The 26,227-nt window shown below is 56.7% G+C and carries 26 protein-coding genes and 3 tRNA genes; 18 read left to right on the top strand and 11 right to left on the bottom strand.

The window, feature by feature from the left end; all coding sequences use genetic code 11:
• The first annotated feature begins 105 nt into the window (after nt 1-105).
• From AC007G_RS18030 to AC007G_RS18040, 3 genes are all read left to right on the top strand, one after another.
• Complete coding sequence (locus AC007G_RS18030) at nt 106-399, top strand: co-chaperone GroES (RefSeq protein ID WP_003855929.1); 294 nt, start codon at nt 106-108, stop codon at nt 397-399.
• Nucleotides 400-438: 39 nt separating this feature from the next.
• A complete protein-coding gene (gene groL / locus AC007G_RS18035; RefSeq protein ID WP_004856960.1) occupies nt 439-2,085 on the top strand; it encodes a chaperonin GroEL in 1,647 nt (548 codons plus the stop codon).
• Between the two features lie 133 nt (nt 2,086-2,218).
• Nucleotides 2,219-2,572: a DUF4156 domain-containing protein gene (locus AC007G_RS18040; RefSeq protein WP_004856962.1), complete on the top strand. Its 354-nt coding sequence runs from the start codon at nt 2,219-2,221 to the stop codon at nt 2,570-2,572.
• Between the two features lie 107 nt (nt 2,573-2,679).
• Here AC007G_RS18040 and epmB read toward each other — a convergent pair whose 3' ends face one another.
• Nucleotides 2,680-3,711: an EF-P beta-lysylation protein EpmB gene (gene epmB / locus AC007G_RS18045; protein WP_004856965.1), complete on the bottom strand. Its 1,032-nt coding sequence runs from the start codon at nt 3,709-3,711 to the stop codon at nt 2,680-2,682.
• Between the two features lie 40 nt (nt 3,712-3,751).
• Here epmB and efp point away from each other — a divergent pair, with 40 nt between their 5' ends.
• The 4 genes from efp to sugE all read left to right on the top strand — a co-directional run bounded on the left by efp (nt 3,752) and on the right by sugE (nt 5,331).
• Nucleotides 3,752-4,318 (top strand): elongation factor P, encoded by a 567-nt coding sequence (efp, locus tag AC007G_RS18050; RefSeq protein WP_004856970.1) that lies wholly within the window; start codon nt 3,752-3,754, stop codon nt 4,316-4,318.
• A 103-nt stretch (nt 4,319-4,421) separates the two neighbouring features.
• Nucleotides 4,422-4,553: an entericidin A/B family lipoprotein gene (locus AC007G_RS18055; protein WP_032689855.1), complete on the top strand. Its 132-nt coding sequence runs from the start codon at nt 4,422-4,424 to the stop codon at nt 4,551-4,553.
• Nucleotides 4,554-4,726: 173 nt separating this feature from the next.
• A complete protein-coding gene (gene ecnB / locus AC007G_RS18060; protein ID WP_004097935.1) occupies nt 4,727-4,873 on the top strand; it encodes a lipoprotein toxin entericidin B in 147 nt (48 codons plus the stop codon).
• A 140-nt stretch (nt 4,874-5,013) separates the two neighbouring features.
• The gene (gene sugE, locus AC007G_RS18065; RefSeq protein ID WP_032689854.1) at nt 5,014-5,331 is read left to right on the top strand and encodes a quaternary ammonium compound efflux SMR transporter SugE; all 318 of its coding nucleotides are present in this window, start codon (nt 5,014-5,016) and stop codon (nt 5,329-5,331) included.
• On the opposite strand, the gene AC007G_RS18070 is transcribed toward sugE, so the two are convergent.
• The 5 genes from AC007G_RS18070 to frdA all read right to left on the bottom strand — a co-directional run bounded on the left by AC007G_RS18070 (nt 5,332) and on the right by frdA (nt 9,268).
• Entirely contained in the window at nt 5,332-5,862 is a 531-nt protein-coding gene (locus AC007G_RS18070) for a lipocalin family protein (RefSeq protein WP_032689853.1), read from the bottom strand. It lies immediately after the preceding gene.
• A 112-nt stretch (nt 5,863-5,974) separates the two neighbouring features.
• Nucleotides 5,975-6,334, bottom strand: a complete 360-nt coding sequence (gene frdD, locus AC007G_RS18075; RefSeq protein ID WP_032689851.1) for a fumarate reductase subunit FrdD — start codon at nt 6,332-6,334, stop codon at nt 5,975-5,977.
• 10 nt (nt 6,335-6,344) lie between these two features.
• The gene (gene frdC, locus AC007G_RS18080; RefSeq protein ID WP_032689850.1) at nt 6,345-6,740 is read right to left on the bottom strand and encodes a fumarate reductase subunit FrdC; all 396 of its coding nucleotides are present in this window, start codon (nt 6,738-6,740) and stop codon (nt 6,345-6,347) included.
• Between the two features lie 10 nt (nt 6,741-6,750).
• Nucleotides 6,751-7,485: a fumarate reductase iron-sulfur protein gene (gene frdB / locus AC007G_RS18085; protein WP_032689849.1), complete on the bottom strand. Its 735-nt coding sequence runs from the start codon at nt 7,483-7,485 to the stop codon at nt 6,751-6,753.
• A complete protein-coding gene (frdA, locus tag AC007G_RS18090) occupies nt 7,478-9,268 on the bottom strand; it encodes a fumarate reductase (quinol) flavoprotein subunit (RefSeq protein WP_032689848.1) in 1,791 nt (596 codons plus the stop codon). The genes frdB and frdA overlap by 8 nt, the downstream gene beginning before the upstream one ends.
• A gap of 276 nt (nt 9,269-9,544) precedes the next feature.
• On the opposite strand from frdA, the gene epmA reads away from it, so the two are divergent.
• Complete coding sequence (gene epmA / locus AC007G_RS18095; protein WP_032689847.1) at nt 9,545-10,522, top strand: elongation factor P--(R)-beta-lysine ligase; 978 nt, start codon at nt 9,545-9,547, stop codon at nt 10,520-10,522.
• An 84-nt stretch (nt 10,523-10,606) separates the two neighbouring features.
• Here epmA and mscM read toward each other — a convergent pair whose 3' ends face one another.
• The 3 genes from mscM to rsgA form a co-directional block, all read right to left on the bottom strand.
• On the bottom strand, nt 10,607-13,933 hold the full coding sequence (gene mscM / locus AC007G_RS18100; protein WP_032689845.1) for a miniconductance mechanosensitive channel MscM: 3,327 nt from the start codon (nt 13,931-13,933) through the stop codon (nt 10,607-10,609).
• Between the two features lie 24 nt (nt 13,934-13,957).
• Nucleotides 13,958-14,884: an archaetidylserine decarboxylase gene (gene asd, locus AC007G_RS18105; protein ID WP_032689844.1), complete on the bottom strand. Its 927-nt coding sequence runs from the start codon at nt 14,882-14,884 to the stop codon at nt 13,958-13,960.
• 94 nt (nt 14,885-14,978) lie between these two features.
• Nucleotides 14,979-16,040: a small ribosomal subunit biogenesis GTPase RsgA gene (rsgA, locus tag AC007G_RS18110; RefSeq protein ID WP_032697143.1), complete on the bottom strand. Its 1,062-nt coding sequence runs from the start codon at nt 16,038-16,040 to the stop codon at nt 14,979-14,981.
• A gap of 160 nt (nt 16,041-16,200) precedes the next feature.
• On the opposite strand from rsgA, the gene orn reads away from it, so the two are divergent.
• Nucleotides 16,201-16,746: an oligoribonuclease gene (orn, locus tag AC007G_RS18115; protein ID WP_004857009.1), complete on the top strand. Its 546-nt coding sequence runs from the start codon at nt 16,201-16,203 to the stop codon at nt 16,744-16,746.
• A 38-nt stretch (nt 16,747-16,784) separates the two neighbouring features.
• Here the strand turns inward: orn and AC007G_RS18120 are convergent, their stop codons facing one another.
• A complete protein-coding gene (locus tag AC007G_RS18120; protein WP_047663816.1) occupies nt 16,785-17,519 on the bottom strand; it encodes an arginine ABC transporter substrate-binding protein in 735 nt (244 codons plus the stop codon).
• 286 nt (nt 17,520-17,805) lie between these two features.
• Here AC007G_RS18120 and AC007G_RS18125 point away from each other — a divergent pair.
• The 3 genes from AC007G_RS18125 (at nt 17,806) to AC007G_RS18135 (ending at nt 18,080) form a co-directional block, all read left to right on the top strand.
• Nucleotides 17,806-17,881: transfer RNA gene (locus tag AC007G_RS18125), tRNA-Gly, on the top strand.
• Nucleotides 17,882-17,904: 23 nt separating this feature from the next.
• Nucleotides 17,905-17,980: transfer RNA gene (locus AC007G_RS18130), tRNA-Gly, on the top strand.
• A 24-nt stretch (nt 17,981-18,004) separates the two neighbouring features.
• A tRNA-Gly gene (locus AC007G_RS18135) sits at nt 18,005-18,080 on the top strand.
• Nucleotides 18,081-18,351: 271 nt separating this feature from the next.
• Here AC007G_RS18135 and queG read toward each other — a convergent pair.
• Nucleotides 18,352-19,491 (bottom strand): tRNA epoxyqueuosine(34) reductase QueG, encoded by a 1,140-nt coding sequence (gene queG / locus AC007G_RS18140; RefSeq protein ID WP_142630551.1) that lies wholly within the window; start codon nt 19,489-19,491, stop codon nt 18,352-18,354.
• 13 nt (nt 19,492-19,504) lie between these two features.
• On the opposite strand from queG, the gene nnr reads away from it, so the two are divergent.
• From nnr to hfq, 6 genes are all read left to right on the top strand, one after another.
• Entirely contained in the window at nt 19,505-21,040 is a 1,536-nt protein-coding gene (nnr, locus tag AC007G_RS18145; RefSeq protein ID WP_180888771.1) for a bifunctional ADP-dependent NAD(P)H-hydrate dehydratase/NAD(P)H-hydrate epimerase, read from the top strand.
• A complete protein-coding gene (gene tsaE, locus AC007G_RS18150) occupies nt 21,009-21,467 on the top strand; it encodes a tRNA (adenosine(37)-N6)-threonylcarbamoyltransferase complex ATPase subunit type 1 TsaE (RefSeq protein WP_032689837.1) in 459 nt (152 codons plus the stop codon). The genes nnr and tsaE overlap by 32 nt, the downstream gene beginning before the upstream one ends.
• An 11-nt stretch (nt 21,468-21,478) precedes the next feature.
• The gene (amiB, locus tag AC007G_RS18155; protein ID WP_032697148.1) at nt 21,479-22,810 is read left to right on the top strand and encodes an N-acetylmuramoyl-L-alanine amidase AmiB; all 1,332 of its coding nucleotides are present in this window, start codon (nt 21,479-21,481) and stop codon (nt 22,808-22,810) included.
• Nucleotides 22,811-22,820: 10 nt separating this feature from the next.
• Nucleotides 22,821-24,683, top strand: a complete 1,863-nt coding sequence (gene mutL / locus AC007G_RS18160) for a DNA mismatch repair endonuclease MutL (RefSeq protein WP_479466634.1) — start codon at nt 22,821-22,823, stop codon at nt 24,681-24,683.
• Entirely contained in the window at nt 24,676-25,626 is a 951-nt protein-coding gene (gene miaA, locus AC007G_RS18165; RefSeq protein ID WP_032689833.1) for a tRNA (adenosine(37)-N6)-dimethylallyltransferase MiaA, read from the top strand. The genes mutL and miaA overlap by 8 nt, the downstream gene beginning before the upstream one ends.
• A 92-nt stretch (nt 25,627-25,718) precedes the next feature.
• Complete coding sequence (hfq, locus tag AC007G_RS18170; RefSeq protein WP_004857035.1) at nt 25,719-26,027, top strand: RNA chaperone Hfq; 309 nt, start codon at nt 25,719-25,721, stop codon at nt 26,025-26,027.
• The last annotated feature ends 200 nt before the right edge of the window (nt 26,028-26,227 follow it).

The raw sequence follows: 26,227 nt of genomic DNA on the forward strand, positions 1-26,227 counted from the left end.
TGAAGCGCGAAAACCCACCCCCATCTCTCAGGCACTAGCCGGAAAACCGTATACGGGCCGGTGTCACCCATAACTGATAATGACTTTCTCAAAGGAGAGCTATCAATGAGTATTCGTCCGTTACATGATCGTGTGATCGTCAAACGTAAAGAAGTTGAAACCAAATCTGCAGGCGGCATCGTTCTGACCGGTTCTGCGGCAGCCAAATCAACTCGTGGCGAAATCATCGCTGTCGGTAAGGGCCGCATCCTGGAAAACGGAACTGTGCAGCCGCTGGACGTTAAAGTTGGCGACATCGTTATTTTCAACGACGGCTACGGTGTGAAATCTGAAAAAATCGACAATGAAGAAGTGCTGATCATGTCTGAAAGCGACATTCTGGCAATTGTTGAAGCGTAATTCGCGCGCGAAACTGAACGAATTTGAGGAATAGAAAAAATGGCAGCTAAAGACGTAAAATTCGGTAACGACGCTCGTGTAAAAATGCTGCGCGGCGTGAACGTACTGGCAGATGCAGTGAAAGTGACCCTGGGCCCGAAAGGCCGTAACGTGGTTCTGGATAAATCTTTCGGTGCACCGACCATCACCAAAGATGGTGTTTCCGTAGCGCGTGAAATCGAGCTGGAAGACAAGTTCGAAAACATGGGCGCGCAGATGGTGAAAGAAGTTGCCTCTAAAGCGAACGACGCTGCAGGTGACGGTACCACCACCGCAACCGTACTGGCTCAGGCTATCATCGCAGAAGGCCTGAAAGCCGTTGCTGCTGGCATGAACCCGATGGATCTGAAACGCGGTATCGACAAAGCTGTCGTGGCTGCCGTTGAAGAACTGAAAACGCTCTCCGTACCGTGCTCCGACTCTAAAGCTATCGCTCAGGTTGGTACCATCTCCGCTAACTCCGATGAAACCGTAGGTAAACTGATCGCGGAAGCGATGGACAAAGTCGGTAAAGAAGGCGTTATCACCGTTGAAGACGGTACCGGTCTGGAAGACGAACTGGACGTTGTTGAAGGTATGCAGTTCGACCGTGGCTACCTCTCCCCGTACTTCATCAACAAGCCGGAAACTGGCGCTGTTGAACTGGAAAGCCCGTTCATCCTGCTGGCTGACAAAAAAGTCTCCAACATCCGCGAAATGCTGCCGGTTCTGGAAGCCGTTGCGAAAGCAGGCAAACCGCTGGTTATCATCGCTGAAGACGTTGAAGGCGAAGCGCTGGCCACTCTGGTGGTCAACACCATGCGCGGTATCGTGAAAGTCGCTGCTGTTAAAGCACCGGGCTTCGGCGACCGTCGTAAAGCTATGCTGCAGGACATCGCTACCCTGACTGGCGGTACCGTCATCTCTGAAGAGATTGGTATGGAGCTGGAAAAAGCGACGCTGGAAGACCTGGGTCAGGCGAAACGCGTTGTGATCAACAAAGACACCACCACCATCATCGATGGCGTGGGTGAAGAAGGCGCAATTCAGGGCCGCGTTGCTCAGATCCGTAAGCAGATCGAAGAAGCGACCTCTGACTACGACCGTGAAAAACTGCAGGAGCGCGTAGCGAAACTGGCTGGCGGCGTTGCGGTAATCAAAGTCGGTGCAGCGACCGAAGTTGAAATGAAAGAGAAAAAAGCGCGCGTTGACGATGCTCTGCACGCAACCCGTGCTGCGGTAGAAGAAGGTGTTGTTGCCGGTGGTGGCGTTGCGCTGGTGCGCGTTGCCGCTAAACTGGCTGGCCTGACCGCTCAGAACGAAGATCAGAACGTCGGTATCAAAGTTGCGCTGCGCGCAATGGAAGCTCCGCTGCGTCAGATCGTGTCTAACGCCGGCGAAGAGCCGTCTGTTGTTGCTAACAACGTGAAAGCGGGTGAAGGCAACTACGGTTATAACGCGGCAACTGAAGAATACGGCAACATGATCGACTTCGGTATCCTGGACCCGACTAAAGTGACGCGTTCTGCTCTGCAGTACGCTGCATCCGTTGCTGGTCTGATGATCACCACCGAGTGCATGGTGACCGACCTGCCGAAAAGCGACGCAGCCGATTTAGGCGCTGCTGGCGGCATGGGTGGCATGGGCGGTATGGGCGGCATGATGTAATCGTGCGCTATACCCCTTAGAAACAAAGAAACCCCCGGGCAGAAATGCTCGGGGGTTTTTCTTTTTCTCATCTTTTTAGTATAAGGTGTACATCCGGGCCAGCGCGTCCAGCTCATTGATCATGGGGAATAACATGCAGGTAAGATATTTAGCAGGGATTGTCGGCGCAGCATTATTGTTAGCGGGTTGCAGTTCCAGCAACGAACTGAGCTCAGGCGGACAGAGCGTACGCTTTGTTGAAGATAAGCCGGGTGCGGATTGCCAGCTGTTGGGGACCGCGACGGGCAAGCAGAGCAACTGGCTGTCCGGGCAGAACGGTGATGAAGGCGGCTCCATGCGTGGCGCAGCTAACGCGCTGCGCAACCAGGCTGCGGCGATGGGCGGCAACGTGATTTATGGCGTGAGCAGCCCGACGCAGAATCTGCTGTCGAGCTTTGTGCCAACCGATAGCGAAATGAACGGCCAGGTCTATAAGTGCCCGAACTGATTTGATTCCGGGCCTCTGCCGTCGATGGTCAGAGGGCCCGGGCGATCTCCACGCGTTCAGTCAGTCTGTGAATCGGCGGTCTGCCAGCTTTTCCCCGGCAGACCTTTTCACGAATGTTGTTTTAAGCCCAAATCCAGCGGTGTCTTACTTGGCTCACCGCCGATTTCCCGCGCCAGTCTTGGCACCATATACCCTGAAACCAGCGTCAGCAGCTCACGCATGATGGCGCGGGCCTCTTCATCTTCGACCATAAAATGGGCCGCGCCCTGGACTTTATCCAGCACGTGCAGGTAATAAGGCATGACGCCGGCATCGAACAGGGCATTGCTCAGAGCGGCCAGCGTGTGCGCATTGTCGTTGACGCCGCGCAGCAGAACGCTTTGATTCAGCAGCGTGACACCGGCTTGACGCAAGCGCGCCATCGCAGCGCGGAAATCGGCATCAATCTCATTGGCGTGGTTGATATGATTGACCAGCAGCACCTGCAGCGATGAGCTGGCAAAGCGTGCGGCCAGCGCATCGGTAATCCGCGCCGGGATGACGACGGGCAGGCGGCTGTGAATGCGCAGACGCTTAATGTGCGGGATCGCTTCCAGCTGAGTGAGCAGCCAGTCCAGCTCATGATCTTTCGCCATCAGCGGGTCGCCGCCGGAAAAAATAATCTCATCGAGCTGCGGGTGCGCGGCAATGTACTCCAGCGCCGCCTGCCAGTTACGCTTATTGCCTTGATTTTCGGCATAAGGGAAGTGTCTGCGGAAACAATAGCGGCAATTTACCGCGCAGCCGCCCTTGACCAGCAGCAGCGCCCGGTTGCGGTATTTATGCAGCAGACCGGGTACCACGCTGTGCTGTTCCTCCAGCGGATCGGTGGAAAAACCCGGCGCTGAAATAAACTCATCTTGTGAGGTAAGTACCTGACGAAGCAGGGGATCGTTGGGATTTCCCGGCTCCATACGGGCGATAAATGCCCGCGGCACGCGCAGGGCGAAGAGGCGTTTTGCCTCGCGTCCCGCCAGCAGGTTCGCATCAGCGTCTACATTTAAAAGATGCAGCAGTTCATCGGGACTGGTCACAACATCTGCAAGTTGCGTTAACCAATCTTCTCTGGATGGGGTATTTAGGGTTACAATATGCGCCATTTTGTGGCTTAGCTACCAATTAACAAATTTAGAGGGCCTTATGGCGACTTACTATAGCAACGATTTTCGTGCCGGTCTTAAAATCATGATGGACGGCGAACCTTATGCCGTTGAAGCCAGTGAATTCGTAAAACCAGGCAAAGGCCAGGCTTTTGCCCGCGTTAAGCTGCGCCGTCTGCTGACCGGGACTCGCGTAGAGAAAACCTTCAAATCTACCGATTCCGCCGAAGGCGCAGACGTTGTTGATATGAACCTGACTTACCTGTACAACGACGGTGAGTTCTATCACTTCATGAACAACTCCACTTTCGAGCAGCTGGCTGCCGATGCGAAAGCCGTAGGCGATAACGCAAAATGGCTGCTGGATCAGGCTGAGTGCATCGTGACCCTGTGGAACGGTCAGCCTATCTCCGTCACCCCGCCGAACTTCGTTGAGCTGGAAATCGTGGAAACCGATCCAGGCCTGAAAGGTGATACCGCAGGTACCGGCGGTAAACCGGCGACGCTGTCTACTGGCGCAGTGGTTAAAGTACCGCTGTTCGTTCAGATTGGCGAAGTCATCAAAGTGGATACTCGCTCTGGCGAATACGTATCCCGCGTGAAGTAATTCATGCCATAGAGGGTTGGCGCAGCAGCGTGCTGCGCCTGCTATAGCCGTCAAGGAAATAGCCATTAAGGAAACAGCAGGTCATTAACCGCAGGCAGGGAAGATGAACAACGCGATAAAACTTCTGCTGGTGCTCTCTCTGAGCGCAATATTGCTTACCGGATGCAATACCGCCCGCGGCGTTGGCGAAGACATCCAGGGGCTGGGGCATGCGATTTCGCGTGCGGTCAGCTAAGCGCCTTTTTGCCCGACCTTTTGCTTTGATCACCGCTTCGCTGTACCGTTTCGCTTACACCTTCCGCTAATTCACTCCTTTTCTCTTAAAAAACGCTGAGATTCCGCCATCCTGGGTCAGGTTGTCTATGCTTATAGGGCACGATAACTAAAACTGGTAATAAGGATGATATTATGGTGAAAAAAGCAATTGCAGCGTTCTTTACGGTTTTGGCCCTCTCTTCTGTGCTGACCGCATGTAATACAACACGTGGTGTGGGTCAGGATATTTCAGAAGGCGGCAGTGCCATTTCTGGGGCTGCGACAAAAGCTCAGCAATAGACCCTGACGGTACGGTGACTGGCCGTACCGTTCTTTCCATCGTACGTTCTGCCGGTTATAATCTCTGTGCTTTCATCCACACCTTACGGGACGACCTGTAAGCGTATCGCATTCGGGGACGGCCCCATCAAGGGGGTTCTGTGTCCTGGTTCGTTTTATTTATCGCCGGTCTGCTGGAAGTGGTCTGGGCGGTTGGTCTGAAATACACCCACGGTTTTAGTCGCCTGCTGCCAAGCGTGATCACGATTGTGGCTATGGTGCTCAGCATGGCGCTACTGTCATGGGCGATGAAAACGCTGCCCGTCGGCACCGCCTATGCGGTCTGGACGGGAATTGGCGCAGTAGGCGCGGCGATCACCGGGATCGTCCTGCTGGGCGAGTCCGCCAGCGCCATGCGTATTGCCAGCCTGGCGTGTATTGTTGTCGGTATTATCGGGCTGAAAATCAGCGCACACTGACTAATAGCGCTGGTTAACCCAGATAAGTTTGCTGACGTCGAAGCCCTGTCGGGTGGCGATGTCCAGCATCTGTTGTTTCACTTCCGGTGAGACCTTTGGCGAGCGGGCCAGTAGCCACAGATAATCGCGGTCTGGCCCGCAGACCAGCGCGTAGCGATAATCTTTATCCAGGGCGATCACGTTGTAGCCGCCGTAGAAAGGGCCGAAAAAGGAGACTTTCAGCGCGGCACGGGTCGGCTGGCCGGTGAAGTAGGCCACGCCATCGGTTTTCTGCCACATGCCCCGATCGGGGTTATAGCCTTTGTTCACCACATCCAGTCCGCCATCATCGCGCAGGCTGTAGGTGGCGGTCACTTTTTCAAGGCCACTTTCAAACTGATGGTCAAAGCGGGCTATTTCATACCAGGTGCCGAGATAGCGCTGGGTATCAAATGGACTGACCACCGTTACGCCTTGTGGCGGCGTTGGCGTGCTACAGGCAACAACCAGAAACGAGGCGGCAACAACCGCAATAATGGGCAGCACACGCATAGCATTTTCCTTGCTGGCTTTTTAGCTAAGTGTAGATTCTATCTGGAGAAAAGCGGGGATATTTTCTGCAAAAGAGAGCCCGATAACAGAATGCTACCGGGCTGCAGGGAGGTTAAATGAATAACACGCCAATCAGCGTCACAACGCTCAGGATCGCGGCCAGGCCGTAGAAGACCCACTTACCATTCGGAACGTGAATTTTCAGGTCGTGCATGGCGTGATGGATACGGTGTAGCCCGCACCACAGCGGCAGGACGATCATCAGGAAGATAAAGGCGCGGCCCACAAAGCTCTGGGCAAAGCCCAGTACGCGCTCGTAGCTGAATGCATCGCCCGGCGCCAGGCCTAACGGCAGCAGAATACCGACCAGCAGCACCATGACCGGCGCGACAATCGCGCCCCACATACCGCCTGCGCCAAACAGCCCCCAGAATACCGGTTCATCGGAACGTTTCGGGTTGGGATTGATCATTTCAGCCTCCTTACCAGAACAGGGCAACAAACAGGATCACCACGGTCACCAGCGCGGTCACCACCCAAAGCCCTTTAATCACCGGCTCTGGCCCCATTTTTTCACCCTTAATAATGATATTGGCGGCTTTCGGCGCCAGCTCAAACCAGGTTTTTGTGTGCAGCAGCGCGGCGCCCAGGGTGATCAGGTTCAGGACCACCACCACCGGATTTTGCAGGAAGCCGACATAGCCAGCCCAGCTTTCTGCGCCATGCTTCAGGGCAAACAGACCGTAAATCAGCACGATACTGAACCATACCGTTGGCACTGCGGTTCCTTCACGCACCATATAGAAGCGATAAAACGGCAGTTTTTTCCACCAGGTGGACGTCATCGGCCGCACGTAGGGTTTGCGTTTAGTCGTCATCATGCACTCCTTAGCGTGGTTTCAGGGTCGCGATAAGAAAGTCTTTCGAGCTTTCTACCTTGCCCTGCTGAATGGCGGCTGCCGGATCGACATGCTTCGGACAGACTTCCGAGCAATAGCCCACGAAGGTACAGGTCCAGACGCCGTTCTGACCGTTAAGCTGCGCCATGCGCTCCTTCTTGCCGTGGTCGCGACTGTCTTCGTTGTAGCGATGGGCGAGGGTGATGGCCGCCGGGCCGATAAACTCCGGATTAAGACCAAACTGCGGGCAGGCGGCGTAGCACAGGCCGCAGTTGATACAGCCGGAGAACTGATGGTATTTGGCCATCTGCGCCGGGGTTTGCTTGTTTGGCCCCTGATCCGGTGTGCGCGGATTGCCAATGATATAGGGCTTAATGGCCTCCAGACTCTCGATAAAGTGGGTCATATCGACCACCAGATCGCGTTCAATCGGGAAGTTGGCCAGCGCCTCAACCTTAATGCCCTTGGTGTATTCGCGCAGGAAGGTTTTACAGGCCAGTTTCGGCACTTTGTTGACCATCATCCCACAGGAACCGCAGATCGCCATGCGGCAGGACCAGCGATAGCTGAGGTCTGGCGCAAGGTTATCTTTGATATAACCCAGCGCGTCGAGCAGCGAGGTTTGTTCATCATAAGGCACTTCATAGAACGCGCTGTGCGGGGCGGTGTCCACTTCCGGGTTGTAGCGCACCACTTCAATTTTGAGGTTTTTCATCTCAGCCATTTGCCGTCTCCTTCTTCTCGGCTGCTTCCGCTTCTGCGCCATATACGCGTTTCGCCGGCGGCAGAGAGGTGATTTTCACCTCGCCATACTCCAGGCGCGTGGTGCCATCCGCATCGCGGAAAGCCAGCGTATGTTTGAGGAAATTGACATCATCTCGTTCGGTGCAGCCTTCATCCAGACGCTGGTGCGCGCCGCGTGACTCTTTACGTGCAATAGCGGAGTGCGCCATACATTCGGCAACGTTCAGGCCATGGCCCAGTTCGATGGTGTAGAGCAGGTCGGTGTTGAAGACGCTGGAGTTGTCGGTAATGCGCACGCGCTTAAAGCGCTCCTGCAGCTCCGCCAGCTTATCGATGGTTTTCTGCATCAGCTCCGGCGTGCGATAGATACCGCAGCCTTCTTCCATCGACAGCCCCATTTCATCGCGAATTTTCGCCCAGTTCTCGTTACCTTCCTGATTGACGAGATCTTTCAGACGTTTTTCTACATCGGCAGCCTGCGCGTCCAGCGCCGCAACGTTCATTTCACCGGCTTGTGCAGCGCGCGTCATCGCTTGTTCACCGGCGAGGCGGCCAAATACCACCAGTTCTGCCAGCGAGTTGGAGCCGAGGCGGTTGGCGCCATGCAGACCGACGGAAGAACATTCGCCAACCGCGAACAGGCCTTTAATCCGCGTTTCACACTGCTGGTCGGTTTCAATGCCGCCCATGGTGTAGTGTGCGGTCGGACGCACCGGAATCGGCTCTTTCACCGGGTCAACGCCGACATAGGCTTTGGCCAGCTCGCAGATAAACGGCAGGCGTTCGAGCAGCTTTTTCTCACCGAGATGACGCAGGTCGAGATAGACCACGTCGCCACGCGGCGTCGGGATGGTGTTGCCTTTACGCCATTCGTGCCAGAAGGCCTGGGAGACTTTGTCGCGCGGACCGAGCTCCATATATTTGTTTTTAGGCTCACCCAGCGGGGTTTCCGGACCCATGCCGTAATCCTGCAGGTAGCGGTAGCCATTTTTGTTGACCAGAATACCGCCTTCGCCGCGACAGCCTTCGGTCATCAGAATGCCGGAGCCGGGCAGACCGGTTGGGTGATACTGGACAAACTCCATATCGCGCAGCGGTACGCCATGGCTCAGCGCCATGCCCATACCATCACCGGTGACGATGCCGCCGTTGGTGTTATAGCGATAGACACGTCCCGCGCCGCCGGTCGCCATGACCACCGCATTTGCGCGGATTTGCACCAGCGAACCTTCCATCATATTCATCGCCACCAGGCCACGGGCCTGACCATCGTCGACCAGAATGTCGAGGACGAAATGTTCATCGAAGCGTTGGATTTGGGGGAACTGGAGGGAGGTCTGGAACAGGGTATGCAACATATGGAAGCCGGTCTTATCGGCGGCAAACCACGTGCGTTCGATTTTCATCCCCCCGAAGCGGCGCACGTTGACGCTACCGTCCGGACGGCGGCTCCACGGACATCCCCACTGCTCAAGCTGGGTCATCTCCTCCGGGCAATGGTGGACAAAGTAATCGACGACATCCTGTTCACAGAGCCAGTCGCCACCGGCGACAGTGTCGTGAAAATGGTACTCAAAGCTGTCATGATCCTGTGCAACGGCAGCAGAACCTCCCTCGGCCGCAACGGTATGGCTGCGCATGGGATAGACTTTTGAAATCAGTGCGATTTTGGCATGTGGATTTGCCTGCGCCGCGGCAATAGCGGCGCGAAGACCAGCTCCGCCAGCGCCAATAACAGCAAGATCGGCTTGAAAAGTTTGCACGACATTCCTCCAGTTTTTGTGTATTTCGCCGCCGGACTGGCGAAAAAGTATCACTGCTCCTTTATAGGTAAAGGAGTATAGCCGTAGGGTTGATGGGGAAAATTGATGTGTTCGATTTTTTTGTCAATATGTGCGCCGGTTTATCAGCTCTGGTGATGAATTCTCTTCGGCAGTACCTTTTCCGTAGGTCACCGGAGGGCCGGTTCGCACAAAATTTGTTTCACCCGACGGTTACGAGTAGACTTCGTGCCCTTGTATGAAATCGGAGAAAGTAACATGAGCGAGACGGCAACCTGGCAGCCGAGCGCGTCCATTCCAAACCTGTTGAAACGCGCGGCGATAATGGCGGAAATTCGCCGTTTCTTTAGCGATCGCGGCGTGCTGGAGGTGGAGACGCCTTGCATGAGTCAGGCAACGGTGACGGATATTCACATGTTTCCGTTCCAGACCCGTTTCGTCGGCCCTGGTTATTCGCAGGGGATGGATCTCTATCTGATGACCAGCCCGGAATACCATATGAAGCGCCTGCTGGCCGCGGGCTGTGGCCCGGTGTTCCAGCTGTGTCGTAGCTTCCGCAATGAAGAGATGGGGCGTCACCACAATCCGGAATTCACCATGCTGGAGTGGTATCGTCCGTGCTATGACATGTATCGGCTGATTAACGAAGTCGATGACTTGCTTCAGCAGGTGCTGGAGTGCCAGCCGGCGGAAAGCCTCTCTTATCAGCAGGCGTTCCTGCGTCATCTTGAGCTTGATCCGCTGTCGGCCGATAAGACGCAGCTGCGTGAAGCGGCGGCGAAGCTCGATCTGAGCAATATTGCCGATACGGAAGAAGACCGGGATACCTTGCTGCAGCTGCTGTTTACCATGGGCGTCGAGCCGCATATTGGTAAAGATCGCCCGACCTTTGTCTATCACTTCCCGGCCAGTCAGGCGTCTCTGGCGCAAATCAGCACCGAAGATCACCGCGTGGCGGAGCGCTTTGAGGTCTATTACAAAGGCATTGAGCTGGCGAATGGTTTCCACGAACTGACCGACGCGCGTGAACAGCAGCAGCGTTTCGAGCAGGATAACCGCAAACGTGCGGCCCGCGGTCTGCCGCAGCAGCCTATCGATCGGAATCTGCTTGATGCGCTGGCCGCCGGACTGCCGGACTGTTCCGGCGTGGCGCTGGGGGTCGATCGCGTGGTGATGCTGGCGCTGGGCGCCGAAAGCATCAGTGAAGTGATTGCCTTTACCGTCGATCGCGCCTGATGCCCAGCCGCTTCCCTTACCGAACGGGCTAAGGGAAGCGCGGGACAGGCTAACGGATATCGCGCCGCATAGGCGCGATGGGTGTTACAGGCTCCCCGCCGTGCGGCTGGATTTCCCGGCTGACGTCAGCGCCCGGCTGCTTTTTCTGCCATCAATACTTTCCAGACGCATCTGGAACGGCGGGAACGGCATATCGATACCGTGTTCACGATAGCCGGCCAGAATCAGCTGGTGGAGCTCGTGACGCAGCGGCATACGATGCCCCATCTCGGCGGCGTAGATACGCAGCTCGAAAATCTGAATCCCCTGCTGCAGGTCGACGAGGAACGCTTCCGGCGCCGGCGTATCGATCACCAGCGAACAGCGGTGGGCGGCGGCGATCAGGATCTGCGTGACCTCTTCGGTGTTGGCATCCGCCGGCGCCGGGATGGTTAACACCACGCGGGTGACCGAGTCAGAGAGCGACCAGTTGATAAACTGCTCGGTGATGAAGGCCTTGTTAGGCACGATAATCTCTTTACGGTCCCAGTCGCTGATGGTGGTGGCGCGGGTATTGATGCGGGTGACGCTGCCGGTCAGATCGCGGATCGTGACCGTATCGCCAATACGTATCGGTTTTTCAAACAGGATGATCAGGCCGGAGATAAAGTTGGCGAAGATCTCCTGGAGACCAAAGCCCAGCCCTACGCCGAGGGCGGCGACCAGCCACTGCAGCTTGGCCCATTCAATCCCAATCATCGAGAAGCCCATCAGGCCGCCAATCAGCATCAGCAGATATTTGGTGATGGTGGTGATGGCATACCCGGTTCCCGGGGTGAGATCGAGGTGTTGCAGAATCGCCAGCTCCAGCAGCGCCGGTAAGTTTCGCACCAGCTGGGTGGTGATAATCAGCACCAGAATGGCAATCAGCACGGCGCCGAGGGTAATCGGCTCCAGACTTTCAACGCCCTGCACCGTCGAGGTGACATCCCACAACGAGATATTTTCGAGGAAGCCGAAGGCGGAGTGAATTTCTGACCACAGAACGATCACCGAGACCAGCGCGATCAACATCAGCAGCGAACGGACCAGACGCAGGGACTGCGTACTGATCGCATCGAGATCGATTTCACTCACTTCGTTCTCCGCGGAACCCTCAGGACTGCTGGAATGGGCGACGTCATCTTCCCCGCGAGCACGCTGAGCGAGAATTTCCGCCCGTCGATGTTTCGCGCGATCGAAGGCCAGCCGGCGGCGCTGAATCAGCATCCAGCGGCGAATGATGTGGTAGACCACCAGCAGCAGGAACCAGATAGCAACGGAGGTTTCCAGCCTTGCCAGCAGCGCCTGGGCGGTGGCCAGATAACCGATCGCCGCCGCCAGCATGGCGATTAACGGCGCGCCGAGCAGCAGGTTCCACAGCATGCGGTTAACCATGTTATCGCCGTTCCCGGCTTTATCGAGATAAAGCGGGATCCCGGCATGCTTCAGGCTCAGGGTGACCAGCGCCAGCGCCCCGCAAATCAGCAGGAAGCAGAGGCGGCCGAGCGAAGCGGAAAACTCCCGGTCGTTAAGATTATCAAACATGATCAGCGCGATAATCAGCGGCACGATCAGGCCGATGCTCATCAGGTAGTAGCGCATGGCTTTGCTGACGCGACTGCGCGGCCAGCCGAAGTGCGCGATAAACAGGCCGTTCGGACGCGCAAAGGTGGCGCAAATCATCACCACCCACAGCAGCGGCACCGTGGCGGTGACGCTTTCGCCGATCGCCACCGCCAGCGGATAGGGCCATGCCGATTGCAGGCCGTAGCCCAGCGTCATCCACAGCACGGGGAGGGGAGAGGCCACCAGAATCGACCAGAACACCGTACGCAGCGTGAGCCAGAAATGATCCTGCGTGACTTTGCCGACGCGGGCGCTGGAGCGTTCGAGGAAGCGGGTAAAGTGGCGGCGCGAACTGATGCTGAAGCCGACCAGGATCAGCGCGCCAAACAGCGGCAGCAGCGTCTCCTTGCTGGTTAACATCATGGCGCTGGCTTTGCCAAGCTGGCTGACGGTATCGAGAGAGACCAGGCGGCGCAGGTCGTGGACGATTTCCAGCGGCCACGAAAAACCGATTGGGCTGACGTCCGACGTCCAGAACAGATAGCGGTGCGTTGCTTCGTTGATCTCTTTCAGCGCATCTTCCAGCTGACCGTTGGAGACCTTCAGCTTGGTCAGCTCCAGTATCAGCGTATCGCCGCCCTGGAGCAGCGAATTGAGCAACTCGGTTTGCGTGCGCAGCTGCGCTTCCAGAATGCGGCTTTGTTCACTGGTGAGCGGCTCGCCGTCCGCCTGGCGAATCAAACGCAGCTGCGGCTGGCTGCCGAGCAGATCCTCATAATGCAGACGCTGCACCCGGAGCTGCGCCATCTCGGTATCCAGCTGCTGCGGCTTCGGCGTTTCCGGCAGGCGGGCTACCTGGGCGCGCAGGGCTTCGCCCAGCAGGTTGGAGGAGCCCAGCCACTGCGACTGTTCGCGCAGGGTATTCAGCGCCTGGCGCACCTGCAGCGTCTGGTTGGCCGCCTGACGCTGCTGCGAGGCCACCAGATCCATACGCTGGGCCTGCTGGTTCAGCGCCTGTGACAGCTCACGGTTGACTTTAAACTGGGCCACGAGCTCCGGCGGCAGGTTTTCACTGTTCTCTGCCAGCAGCTCGGTGCTTTCCAGCGCTTTTTCCGCTTCACGTTGACGCTGGCTATTGAGCTGATTGCGCAGCGCCTGCAGATAGCCGTCGAGCAGCTTGCCCTGCTTCTGCGCCAGATCGCCGCGCATCCGCGACAGCTCCTGACGATTGTTCGCCGAGAGCTGTGCCAGATCCAGTTCGTTCACCAGCGCTTTCAGGCGCGCAGATTCCGCCTGCAGACCAAGATTCTGCGCCTGTGCCAGCGGCGTATTGCTGGTTTGCGTGCCGACGCGGCGCTCAACTTCATTGAGCTGGCGACGCGCGTCGCTCTGCTGCTGCGGAAGCTGGTTAAGCGAATCGGCGATATCGCGGGCGCGTTCCTGCTCCTGCTGGGCCTGGCGGCTGGCTTCGAGCAGCTGACTGCTGACCTGCAGGATTTCCTGGTTCAGCGCATCCGTGGAGAGGTTGGTTGAGACCTGGCGCGGCTCATCGGGCAGATTGCCGATCTGCGAACGCAGCGTCTGGAAAAGTTTGGGGAAATTATCGATAACCTGCTGGTACTGGCGCGCGCGCTCAAGGGAGGCGCTGCGTTCCTCGAGCGCGTTCAGTGCAGATTGTAAGGCTTCAACGGTACCAGGCTGAGCGGGTTTTGCCGCCTTCGCCTGTTCCAGTTCCTGAGCGATCTGTTTCGCATCGGGGGCTGTCGCTGCGTACGCCCCCAGACTGAGGCTCCAGGCCAGCAGGAAAATATATATCAGGCGCACGGCATAACCCTTTTTTGTCAGGAATTAACCTTCGTCTTGCGTCGCGTCGCTCAGTGGGCTGACGCCATCTGCGGTCGCGGACATGGTCTCTACGGCAGTTGCCAGCGGCTGGCCGAGTTGGGTGGCGGAGAGGCTTTTCAGCTGTTCAACCAGCTTCACTTTGCCCGGGGCAAACAGGTTGATTACCGTCGAACCGAGCTTAAAGCGACCCATCTCCTGGCCTTTCAGCAGCGCGACGGAACCTTCGCTGTCGCCCGCCGGCCAGGTCCAGCGTTTGATAACGCCTTCACGCGGCGGGGTCACGGTACCGGACCACACGGTTTCAATACTGCCAACAATCGTCGCCCCCACCAGAATTTGCGCCATCGGGCCAAATTCAGTATCAAACAGGCAGATAACGCGCTCGTTACGGGCAAACAGATTCGGAACGTTCTGTGCGGTCAGGTGGTTAACGGAGAACAGATCCCCCGGGACGTAGATCATTTCACGCAGGATACCGTTGCACGGCATGTGGACGCGGTGATAGTCACGCGGCGACAGGTAGGTGGTGGCGAAGGTGCCGTTGCGGAACAGATCGGCCATCTGGTAGTTCCCTGCCAGCAGCGCTTCCAGGGTGTAGTTGTGGCCTTTGGCCTGCAAAATTTTGTCATCTTCGATGGCGCCCAGCTGGCTGATGACGCCATCGGCAGGCATGACCAGCACGTTAGGATCGGTGTTCAGCGGACGGGCGTCTTCGCGCAGCGGGCGCACGAAGAAATCGTTAAAGGTGCGGTAGCTGGCGGTATCAGGCTTTTGCGCCTCTTTCATATCGACCTTGTAGCATTTCACGAACAGATCGATGACCAGCTTTGTCAGCCAACCCGCTCGTTTGCTCGCACCCCAGCCTGCGAGGCGGGTGAGCCACAGTTTAGGCAGAATGTATTGCAGTGAAAGTTTAAGATCGTTTAACAAGGTAGCCTCCAGGCCATGATTTGTCGTTCCTGACCCCGTCAACGTGCGGGGTCCTGAAAAAAGGGGACGATTCTAACGATGCTCAGCTTAAATGTCAGTCATCGGATGATGAAAAGCTTTTACGCGTTTTTACCTGTACCTGAGTCATACTTTCCAGAATGCGGTGATAGTTTTCAAAACGGCTCCCGGCGATGTGGCCATTTTCTACCGCTTCACGAATGGCGCAGCCCGGATCGGTATCGTGCTTGCAGTCGCGATATTTACAACGGCCTAAATAATCATGGAATTCGACAAAACCGTGGGTAATTTGTTCCGCCTCCAGGTGCCACAGGCCGAATTCGCGAACGCCGGGGGAGTCAATGACATCGCCGCCGTGCGGGAAGTGATAGAGGCGCGCGGCGGTGGTGGTGTGCTGGCCAAGTCCTGAGTTGTCAGAGACGTCATTGGTCAGGATCTGATCTTCATGCAGACCCAGCAGCGCATTCAGCAGGCTGGATTTGCCTACCCCGGACTGCCCGGCAAAGATACTGATGCGGTCTGTGAGCGCTTCCTCAAGCGGCTTGAGGCCATCCTGAGTACGACTGGAAACCATCAGCACGCGATAGCCGATGCCGCGGTAGATATCCATCTGCTCGTTAACGAAGGCCATGCCGTCGGCATCCAGCAGATCGGTCTTATTGAGCACAATCAGCGGTTCAACGTCCAGCGTCTCGCAGGCGACCAGATAGCGGTCGATAATGTTCAGGGACAGCTCGGGCAGGATCGCGGAAACAATGACGATTTGATCGATATTGGCGGCGATGGGTTTGACGCCATCGTAAAAGTCCGGACGGGTCAGGACGGAGGTTCGGTCGTGTACCGCCTCCACAATCCCTTTCACATTGACGCCGTCGGCGGCATCTTTACCTGGTCTCCAGACGACGCGATCGCCGGTCACCAGCGAACGGATTGTGCGGCGAATATTGCAGCGGTGAACGCTACCGTCGGCGGATTCGACATCGGCATGCATGCCAAAGCGGCTGATGACGATCCCTTCGGAGGTTTCACCAAACAGGTTGTCATCGTAATCGGCCTTCTCCGAAGTCGTTTTCAGGCGGCGCTGGTGGTTGGCCTTCACGCGGCGCTGTTGGCCTTTGGAGAGTTTATTTTTACTCAATCGGACTGGCTCCTGGTCGCCCTAAGTGGGCAAAACCTCTATGATACACGCTATCTAAGATGAATATCGACCCGTCATCTTGCAAGATGCTGGTACGTTGCTTTGCCTGCATCCTGAAGTTTTACGGGCCAGAATTGTAAAATTATGGGTGGAAAATAGCATGAGTGCAGATGAAAACAACCTGATTTGGATCGATCTCGAAATGACCGGGCTGGATCCTGAGCGCGATCGCATTATTGAAATCGCCACTCTGGTGACCGATGCGCACCTGAATATTCTGGCGGAAGGGCCGACGATTGCGGTTCACCAGTCCGACGCGCAGCTGGCGCTGATGGATGAGTGGAACGTGCGTACGCATACCGGGAGCGGGCTGGTCGAACGCGTTAAGGCCAGCACCCTGGGCGATCGCGAAGCGGAACTGGCGACCCTCGAATTTCTTAAACAGTGGGTGCCGGCGGGCAAATCGCCTATCTGCGGCAACAGCATTGGTCAGGATCGCCGCTTCCTGTTCAAATATATGCCTGAGCTGGAAGCTTATTTCCACTACCGCTACCTCGACGTCAGCACGCTGAAAGAGCTGGCGCGCCGCTGGAAGCCGGAAATCCTTGATGGTTTTAAAAAGCAGGGCACCCATCAGGCGATGGATGATATCCGCGAGTCGGTAGCGGAACTGGCTTACTATCGCGAAAACTTTATCAAGCTGTAATGCCAGCGCCGGGGTCAGATGGCCCCGGCGTTGCTCTCTTATTTAAACCACTTCTGTTCCATCGCCTGGAAGTCAGGCGACGCCTTAACCACCTCCAGCGCAGCATTCATGGCATTGAGCAGCTCCGGATCGTCTTTACGTAGCGCAATGGCATATTGCTTGCCGTAATATTTCGGGTCGGTCGCTCGTTCATCCATCATGGCGTAGTCAGGATTCTCCTGCAGCCACGGGTCGAGGGTGGTCTGGTCACCCATTACCGCATTCACGCTCCCCTCTTTCAGCGCGGCCAGTGCACTGGCCTCATTGTCATACTCGATGACGTCGACCCCTTTTTGTTTATCGTGCAGATAGTGCTGATGGACGGTGCCTTTAACGACGCCGAGCTTCTTGCCCTTCAGATCGGCGAAGCGGTGGGCGGCCCCTTTTTCCGTCACGACCACGCCGGAGAGCGTCTGACGATAGGGCTGGGTAAAGGCGACCTGCTTTTCGCGCATGGGGATGACTTCAATGCCGGCAATGATGGCATCGAATTTTTTAAAGCGCAGCGCGGGAATCAGCGTATTGAAGTCCTGCGGGGTAAATTTGCATTCGGCCTGCATCTGTTTACACAGCGCTTTGGCCAGATCGATATCAAACCCTGAGGGCTGGTTTTTCGCATTCACGGTTTCAAAGGGCGGATTGGCCGTCGTGGTGCCGAAATGCAGCGTCGTCGCAGATGCTGTCCCTGCAGCAAGCAGCGTGGTCAGCAGCAGGACGGAAAGCGCTCTTGTCATCTGAATTTCCCTGTTTGTCATGGTTGTTGACCGTTAGCGGGTATCGCGACCCGGAAATCTGAGCGATTTTGCGCCTTTAGCACGGCTGGAAAAAGTTATTTTGCCTTGTCCGATGCTTATTTGTACAATTTGGCGGCGTGTCTGGCGATAAAATGTCCATTCAGACAAAAAACGCAAAAAAGTGTTCGCAGGGGGGTTGCAGGTAAATCGAATTCTCGTATAATGCGCCTCCCGTGACGAAGCAGAAATGCACATCACGGCGCCGTAGAAATATGGCAAGAAGTATGCGGGAATAGCTCAGTTGGTAGAGCACGACCTTGCCAAGGTCGGGGTCGCGAGTTCGAGTCTCGTTTCCCGCTCCAAAATTTGAAAGCACCATACCCAAGCGGGAATAGCTCAGTTGGTAGAGCACGACCTTGCCAAGGTCGGGGTCGCGAGTTCGAGTCTCGTTTCCCGCTCCAAAATTTGAAAGTCACCATACCCAAGCGGGAATAGCTCAGTTGGTAGAGCACGACCTTGCCAAGGTCGGGGTCGCGAGTTCGAGTCTCGTTTCCCGCTCCAAAATTTCTTCTCATCTCCAGTTTATCCACAGTGCAAAATCGCACCGGGGATGCTTTCCGCTGTCGTAAGAAAAATACTGTAAACAGAGTTATCCACAGGTTAAACTCTTTCCGCCTGACGTTGAAAAACTTCACTTGTTGAATGATATCAATCTATCTCTTTGATATTTAACAAATAAATTTCATTTCAAAGTGTTAATTCGATCACTTGACGAACGTCTGCGTGTTGAAACGCAATGTATTTTTGTTTTTATTCACAGCCTGTGAATGAATCAGGCATCCCTCGGCAACCCTTTCTCAATCACCCGGACCAGACGCTGTTTCTTCGGCAACTGCACTTCAACCACGTTGGCATTGCGCTTGTCGATTTGCTGCGCCACCGCCCACTCAATGTGTTCATCGAGTAGTGGGTGCTCACCTCGGCGACTTTCCAGCGCCGTCATATGCGCTTCATCCCAGGGCGCATTGCCCAATGCAACGGCAATATTCCGTAGCCAGCGCAGATGACCGATGCGGCGAATGGCAGAACCCTCCGTCACCTTGAGAAAATGGGCTTCGCTCCACGCAAACAGCTCTACCAGCGGCGGCGCATGCAGCGCTTTACGCGGGCTGAAATCCGCTTCGTCCGTTAACTGCGAGAAGCGGTTCCACGGGCAAATCAACTGGCAGTCATCGCAGCCGTAAATGCGGTTGCCGATCAGCGGGCGAAACTCCTCGGGAATGGCGCCTTCCAGCTCAATGGTCAGATAGGAGATACAGCGGCGGGCATCCACGGTATAGGGTTCGACAATCGCGCCGGTGGGGCAGATAGTCATGCAGGCCACGCAACGGCCGCACTCTTCCGTCACCGGACTGTCGATGGGGAGCGGAATATCAACGAGCAGTTCGCCGAGGAAAAAGAACGATCCGGCATCGCGGTTGAGAATCAGCGAGTGCTTGCCGGTCCAGCCAAGTCCGGCTTTTTCCGCCAAAGGGCGCTCCAGAATGGGCGCAGAATCGACAAACGGTCTAAAATTGAGCGAAGTACACTGTTCCTGAATCATCTCTCCGAGTTTTTTCAGGCGGTTACGCAACAGTTTATGATAATCACGCCCAAGGGCATAACGGCTGACGTAACCCAGCGTGGGATCTTTCAGGGTGCGGGCAAAAGCGGCGTTGGCGGGAAGATAGTTCATCCGCACGCTGATCACGCGTAACGTACCGGGCTGAAGCTCATGGGGACGGGCGCGCATCATTCCGTGGCGCGCCATCCATTCCATCTCGCCGTGGTATTGTTTATCCAGCCATGCCTGCAGTTTAGGTTCGCTGGCGCTGAGATCGGTATCGGTAATCCCGACCTGCTGGAACCCCAGTTCAGTGCCCCATTGCTTGATTTGCTGCGCTAACTTATTGAGATCGAGGGGCTGAGACATGATGGACCATACGATGACGAAAAACCCTGTGAGTATACCACACTTCATCTGGCCTGCAGATGCGCTGCGGCGCGCGGAAAAAGCGGCGGCGGACAGTCTGGGCCTGACGCTGTTTGAACTGATGATGCGGGCCGGGGAAGCGGCTTTTCAGCGAGCGCGAGCCGACTACCCTGCCAGCAAGCACTGGCTGATCCTCTGCGGTCATGGCAATAACGGTGGTGATGGCTACGTGGTGGCGCGCCTGGCGCAGGCCGACGGCATCGCCGTCACGCTGCTGGCACTCGAGAGCGAGAAAGCGCTGCCGGAAGAAGCCAGCGCCGCGCGTGATGCGTGGTTGAACGCCGGTGGAACCATTCACGCCGCAGATATCCCCTGGCCACAGGATATTTCTCTCATTATCGATGGGCTTCTTGGCACCGGGCTGCATAGCGCTCCGCGGGAGAACATCGCGACCTTAATCCAGCGTGCGAATGCGCATCCTGCGCCGGTTGTGGCGCTGGATATTCCCTCGGGACTCAATGCGCAAACCGGGAGCACCCCTGGGGCGGTGATAGATGCGGCCTGCACGATCACGTTTATTGGCCTCAAGCCCGGGCTGCTGACGGGCAAAGCCCGGGATGTGGTTGGCCGCCTGTACTACCACGCGCTGGGACTCGAAAGTTGGTTGGCTGCGCAGACGGTGCCGCTGCGGCGTTTCGATGCGTCACAGCTGGCCGACTGGCTCCCTCCAAGACGTCCGACATCGCATAAAGGCGATCACGGTAAGCTGGTGATTATTGGTGGCGATCGCGGTACCGCTGGCGCTATCCGCATGGCCGGTGAAGCGGCGTTACGGGCGGGGGCGGGTTTGGTGCGAGTGCTCACTCACAAAGAAAACATTGCCCCTATCGTCGCCGCCAGGCCTGAATTAATGGTCCACGAGCTGACGACGCAGAGTGTTGATGACTGCCTGCAGTGGGCCGATGTGGTGGCGATTGGCCCCGGCCTTGGACAAAACGAATGGGGAGCTCAGGCGCTGCGTCAGGTGTGGGATTGCCGCAAGCCGATGGTATGGGATGCGGATGCGTTGAACCTGCTGGCAATCAATCCCGATAAACGTCACAATCGTGTGCTGACGCCGCACCCCGGTGAAGCCGCCCGTCTGCTGAACTGTAACGTGGCAGAAATTGAAAGCGATCGCTTACTTTCTGCGCAACGTCTGGTAAAACGTTACGGAGGCGTGGTCGTGCTGAAAGGCGCGGGCACGGTGGTGGCCAGCGAAGCAGGCGAGATGGGCATTATCGATGCCGGCAATGCCGGGATGGCCAGCGGCGGAATGGGCGATGTGCTGACCGGTATTATCGCCGCACTGTCAGGACAACGGCTGACGCCGTATGATGCTGCCTGCGCCGGCTGCGTGGCGCATGGCGAAGCCGCTGACCGACTGGCTGCCCGCTATGGCAGCCGCGGGATGCTGGCGACCGATCTCTTTTCCACGCTCAGGCGTGTTGTTAACCCGGATGTGATTGACCTGAACCATGATGAACCGAGTGATTCCTTTAGCCGATGAGCAGGCAACTTTAGACCTTGGTGACCGTATTGCGCAGGCCTGTACTGGCGCGACGGTCATCTATCTGTATGGCGATTTAGGGGCGGGGAAAACGACCTTCAGCCGCGGCTTTTTACACGCGCTCGGCCATCGCGGGAATGTCAAAAGCCCGACCTATACGCTGGTGGAGCCCTATACGCTCGATCATCTGATGGTGTACCACTTTGACCTGTATCGTCTGGCGGACCCTGAAGAGCTCGAGTTTATGGGGATCCGTGATTATTTTGCTAATGATGCCATCTGCCTGGTGGAGTGGCCTCAACAAGGTGCGGGTGTATTGCCTGAGCCGGATGTCGAAATCCATCTTGCATATCAGGCACAAGGGCGTGAGGCGCGCGTTACGGCGGTCTCTGCATTGGGTGAGTCTATATTGACGCGTTTAGCCTGAAGGATAACGGGATGATCTATCGCATAACCAGTTGGCTGGCCGCGACGCTGATGCTGTTTAGCATTCAGGCCACTGCGGCAAGTTTATCCGATATCCAGGTTGCAAATGGAGATCAGCAGGCCCGTATTACGATTAGTTTTATCGGCGATCCCGAATATTCGTTCACTCCACAGGGCAAGCGTACCGTGGCGCTGGATATTAAGCAGAGCGGCGCGCTTCAGGGGCTACCGCTGCTGTTCAGCGGCAACAATCTGGTGAAAAGCATTCGGGCGGGAACGCCGCAGGATACCCAGACTCTGCGACTGCTGGTGGATCTGACGGAAGATGGTAAAACGCGCGCGGTGAAGCAGCAAAATGGCTCAAACTACACCGTGGTTTTCACCATTAACGCCGATGCTCCGCCTCCACCGCCGCCGCCGGTGGTAGCCAAACGGGTAGAAGCCCCTGTCGTGCAGCCTGTACGCCCGGCTGAGCCCGCACGGAATCCGTTCAAATCGTCCGGTAGCGAACGACAAACGGCGATGACCAGCAGCCAGAGCGTGACGCGCCCGGTAAGCCGTGCGGTGGCGTCGGATGATAAGGTGATTATCGCCATTGATGCCGGTCACGGTGGACAGGATCCTGGCGCGATTGGACCGAACGGCACCAAAGAGAAGAATGTCACGATTGCCATCGCTCGCAAACTGCGCGCGCTGTTAAATGCCGATCCGCTATTCAAGCCAGTGTTGACCCGCGATGGGGATTACTTTATTTCGGTGATGGGGCGTTCTGACGTGGCGCGTAAGCAGAATGCTAACTTCCTGGTGTCCATTCACGCCGATGCGGCACCGAATCGCGATGCCACCGGCGCGTCGGTATGGGTGCTGTCCAACCGTCGTGCGAACAGCGAGATGGCGGGCTGGCTCGAGCAGCATGAGAAGCAGTCTGAACTGCTGGGCGGCGCGGGCGATGTGCTGGCGAACAGCCAGTCGGACCCTTACCTGAGCCAGGCGGTGCTGGATTTACAGTTCGGCCATTCACAGCGCGTTGGCTATGATGTGGCGACAAACGTATTGAGCCAGCTGCAGCGGGTGGGCGATCTGCACAAACGCCGCCCTGAGCATGCCAGCCTTGGCGTATTGCGCTCGCCGGATATTCCGTCGATCCTGGTGGAAACCGGCTTCATCAGCAACACCGGAGAAGAGCGCCTGTTAGGCAGCGACAATTATCAGCAGCAGATTGCCGAAGCCATTTATAACGGCCTGCGTAACTACTTTATGCAACATCCGCTTCAGTCGGCACCGCGCGGAGAGACCGCCCAAACCGCCAGCGCCACTTCGCCTGGCAGGACGTTGATCAATTAAGGAGTCAGTCATGCCGATTCAGGTTCTACCGCCGCAGCTCGCCAACCAGATTGCCGCAGGTGAGGTGGTGGAACGTCCGGCGTCGGTGGTGAAGGAGCTGGTAGAAAACAGTCTCGACGCTGGCGCGACGCGAATTGATATTGATATCGAGCGCGGCGGCGCAAAGCTTATCCGCATTCGCGATAACGGCTGCGGGATCAAAAAGGACGAGCTGGCGCTGGCGCTGGCCCGTCATGCCACCAGTAAAATTGCCACGCTCGACGACCTGGAAGCGATTATCAGCCTCGGTTTTCGCGGCGAGGCGCTAGCCAGTATCAGCTCGGTTGCCCGACTGACGCTGACTTCCCGCACTGCGGAACAGCAGGAGGCCTGGCAGGCCTACGCCGAGGGGCGCGATCAGGAGGTGACCGTCAAACCGGCGGCGCATCCGGTTGGGACCACGCTGGAAGTGCTGGATCTGTTTTACAACACCCCGGCGCGGCGCAAGTTTATGCGTACCGAAAAGACCGAGTTTGGCCACATCGATGAAATCGTCAGACGCATTGCGCTGGCGCGTTTTGACGTCACCATTAACCTCAGCCATAACGGCAAAGCGGTGCGCCAGTATCGTGCGGTGCCTGAGGGCGGCCAGCGCGAACGGCGGCTGGGCGCGATCTGCGGCATGCCGTTTCTCGAACATGCCCTGGCGATCGAGTGGCAGCATGGCGATCTGACCCTGCGCGGCTGGGTGGCCGATCCTTTACATACCAACCCGACGCTGGCGGAAATTCAGTATTGCTACGTCAATGGTCGCATGATGCGCGATCGTTTAATTAATCATGCGATTCGTCAGGCCTGCGAAGATAAGCTGGGGGCCGACCAGCAGCCGGCATTTGTGCTTTATCTGGAGATCGATCCGCACCAGGTGGATGTCAACGTCCACCCGGCGAAGCATGAAGTCCGTTTCCACCAGTCGCGTCTGGTGCATGACTTTATCTATCAGGGCGTATTGAGCGTGCTCCAGCAGCAGCTTAACGCCCCGCTGGCAGAAGAACACGAAGCTGAGCCGCTGCGCCCGACGGTTCCGGAAAACCGGGTGGCGGCGGGCGGCAACCACTTTGCCCAGCCGGCGGCGGTTCGTGAGCCCGCGGCACCGCGCTATAGTAGCGAGGCGCCGCGCCCGTCTCCGGGAGCTGCTGCGGGCGCGGCCAGCTGGCCGCATGCGCAGCCCGGCTATCAGAAACAGCAGGGGGCGCTCTATCGCCAGCTGCTGGAAACACCGGCGGTGGAACGCAAAAGCAGCGCACCGGCACCTGCAGCGGAGGGGCTATCCGGGCACAGCCAAAGCTTTGGCCGCGTACTGACTATCGTTGCTGGTGATTGCGCGCTGCTGGAGCGAGACGGCAAGCTGGCGCTGCTGTCGTTGCCGGTTGCCGAACGCTGGCTGCGGCAGGCGCAGCTGACGCCGGAGGTAGAGCCGGTGTGCGCTCAGCCGCTGCTGATCCCGCTGCGGCTGAAAGCGTCCGCTGCGGAGAAAGCGGCGCTGGATAAAGCGCAGTCGGCGCTGGCGTTACTGGGTATCGATCTGCAGTCTGACGCGCAACATTTAACGGTTCGCGCCGTGCCTTTACCCTTAAGACAACAAAATTTACAAATCTTGATTCCTGAACTGATAGGCTACCTGGCGCAGCAAAAGGCATTCGACGTCGGCAACATCGCGCAGTGGATCGCGCGTAATCTGGCGAGCGAACATGCGCAGTGGAATATGGCGCAGGCGATTACCGTGCTGGCCGACGTTGAACGTTTGTGCCCGCAGCTGGTAAAAGCGCCGCCGGGTGGTCTGTTACAACCTGTTGATTTACATTCGGTGATGACTGCCCTGAAAGATGAGTGATACCACCACGGCGAGCCTGCCTAAGGCAATATTTTTAATGGGCCCGACGGCCTCCGGTAAAACCGCCTTAGCGATTGCGTTGCGTAAAATTTTACCGGTAGAGTTGATTAGTGTTGATTCCGCCCTTATCTATCGAGGAATGGATATTGGCACTGCCAAGCCAGATGCCGCGGAGCTGAGCGCTGCGCCGCATCGGCTGCTGGACATTCGCGATCCGGCAGAGGCTTATTCCGCGGCGGATTTTCGCCGCGATGCGCTGGCTGAAATGGCGGAGATCGTCGCAGCCGGGCGTATTCCGCTACTGGTTGGCGGAACGATGTTGTATTTCAAAGCGTTGCTGGAAGGATTGTCGCCGTTACCGTCGGCGGATCCACAGGTCAGGGCTAAAATTGAGCAGCAGGCAGCAGAGCAGGGGTGGCACGCATTGCACCGGCAGCTACAGGAGATCGATCCCGTTGCCGCCGCGCGTATTCATCCAAATGATCCGCAAAGACTTTCCCGGGCACTGGAAGTTTTTTTCATTTCGGGTAAAACTTTAACGGAACTGACGCAAACGTCAGGAGACGCTCTGCCGTACCAGGTGCATCAGTTCGCCATCGCCCCGGCGAGCCGTGAACTGCTCCATCAACGCATAGAGCAGCGTTTTCATCAGATGTTGGCTTCGGGTTTTGAAGCAGAAGTACGGGCGCTTTTTGCCCGCGGAGATTTGCATACGGATATGCCTTCCATTCGTTGTGTCGGATACCGCCAGATGTGGTCATATCTTGATGGCGAGATCCCGTATGATGAAATGGTTTATCGAGGTGTTTGCGCCACGAGACAGTTAGCGAAACGTCAGATTACCTGGTTACGCGGCTGGGAAGATATTCACTGGTTAGATAGTGAACATCCTGAACAGGCGCTCAACAAAGTATTACAGGTAGTTGGTGCGAGCCAGGACTGAACGTGTACAATTAAACGGTATCGTGCGTAATTTTTTTTAAGAATCGTAAGGTTCTGAGTACAAAACAAGCATACATATAAGGAAAAGAGAGAATGGCTAAGGGGCAATCTTTACAAGATCCGTTCCTGAACGCTTTGCGTCGGGAACGCGTTCCGGTTTCTATTTATTTGGTGAATGGTATTAAGCTGCAAGGGCAAATTGAGTCTTTCGATCAGTTCGTGATCCTGTTGAAAAACACGGTCAGCCAGATGGTCTACAAGCACGCAATTTCTACTGTTGTCCCGTCTCGCCCGGTGTCTCACCACAGCAATAATGCTGGCGGCGGTACAAGCAACTATCACCACGGTGGTAGCGCGCAGGGTTCATCTGCGCCGCAGCAAGACAGCGAAGACACCGAATAAGGTTGATGCTGTTTTTCCATGCCGGGGAGCCAGGTTTATTCGATGCGTTTCAGGTTGCAGAAAGGCGGCGCGTAGTGACTCCCCAGCCATTTGCGTAAGTAAATGACTGGGGTGAATAACAAATTTGCCAGGGGCAGATTTGAACGACGCGTGTGGCGGCCCGGCCAGAGTCGGGCAAGAAAGCCAACGTCCATGCGACC

This window comes from Klebsiella sp. CSG-1 (assembly GCF_056521145.1).

Excerpts from the sequence above, each read along its gene's own strand:
- mutL (WP_479466634.1), top strand. The coding sequence starts at position 22,821 with ATGCCGATTCAGGTTCTACCGCCGCAGCTCGCCAACCAGATTGCCGCA.
- AC007G_RS18070 (WP_032689853.1), bottom strand. The coding sequence starts at position 5,862 with ATGCGTGTGCTGCCCATTATTGCGGTTGTTGCCGCCTCGTTTCTGGTT.
- ecnB (WP_004097935.1), top strand. The coding sequence starts at position 4,727 with ATGGTGAAAAAAGCAATTGCAGCGTTCTTTACGGTTTTGGCCCTCTCT.
- amiB (WP_032697148.1), top strand. The coding sequence starts at position 21,479 with ATGATCTATCGCATAACCAGTTGGCTGGCCGCGACGCTGATGCTGTTT.
- epmA (WP_032689847.1), top strand. The coding sequence starts at position 9,545 with ATGAGCGAGACGGCAACCTGGCAGCCGAGCGCGTCCATTCCAAACCTG.
- efp (WP_004856970.1), top strand. The coding sequence starts at position 3,752 with ATGGCGACTTACTATAGCAACGATTTTCGTGCCGGTCTTAAAATCATG.
- nnr (WP_180888771.1), top strand. The coding sequence starts at position 19,505 with ATGACGAAAAACCCTGTGAGTATACCACACTTCATCTGGCCTGCAGAT.
- frdC (WP_032689850.1), bottom strand. The coding sequence starts at position 6,740 with ATGACGACTAAACGCAAACCCTACGTGCGGCCGATGACGTCCACCTGG.
- AC007G_RS18120 (WP_047663816.1), bottom strand. The coding sequence starts at position 17,519 with ATGACAAGAGCGCTTTCCGTCCTGCTGCTGACCACGCTGCTTGCTGCA.
- queG (WP_142630551.1), bottom strand. The coding sequence starts at position 19,491 with ATGTCTCAGCCCCTCGATCTCAATAAGTTAGCGCAGCAAATCAAGCAA.
- frdB (WP_032689849.1), bottom strand. The coding sequence starts at position 7,485 with ATGGCTGAGATGAAAAACCTCAAAATTGAAGTGGTGCGCTACAACCCG.
- tsaE (WP_032689837.1), top strand. The coding sequence starts at position 21,009 with ATGATGAACCGAGTGATTCCTTTAGCCGATGAGCAGGCAACTTTAGAC.
- orn (WP_004857009.1), top strand. The coding sequence starts at position 16,201 with ATGAGTGCAGATGAAAACAACCTGATTTGGATCGATCTCGAAATGACC.
- groL (WP_004856960.1), top strand. The coding sequence starts at position 439 with ATGGCAGCTAAAGACGTAAAATTCGGTAACGACGCTCGTGTAAAAATG.
- AC007G_RS18030 (WP_003855929.1), top strand. The coding sequence starts at position 106 with ATGAGTATTCGTCCGTTACATGATCGTGTGATCGTCAAACGTAAAGAA.
- AC007G_RS18040 (WP_004856962.1), top strand. The coding sequence starts at position 2,219 with ATGCAGGTAAGATATTTAGCAGGGATTGTCGGCGCAGCATTATTGTTA.
- hfq (WP_004857035.1), top strand. The coding sequence starts at position 25,719 with ATGGCTAAGGGGCAATCTTTACAAGATCCGTTCCTGAACGCTTTGCGT.
- miaA (WP_032689833.1), top strand. The coding sequence starts at position 24,676 with ATGAGTGATACCACCACGGCGAGCCTGCCTAAGGCAATATTTTTAATG.
- AC007G_RS18055 (WP_032689855.1), top strand. The coding sequence starts at position 4,422 with ATGAACAACGCGATAAAACTTCTGCTGGTGCTCTCTCTGAGCGCAATA.
- epmB (WP_004856965.1), bottom strand. The coding sequence starts at position 3,711 with ATGGCGCATATTGTAACCCTAAATACCCCATCCAGAGAAGATTGGTTA.
- frdD (WP_032689851.1), bottom strand. The coding sequence starts at position 6,334 with ATGATCAATCCCAACCCGAAACGTTCCGATGAACCGGTATTCTGGGGG.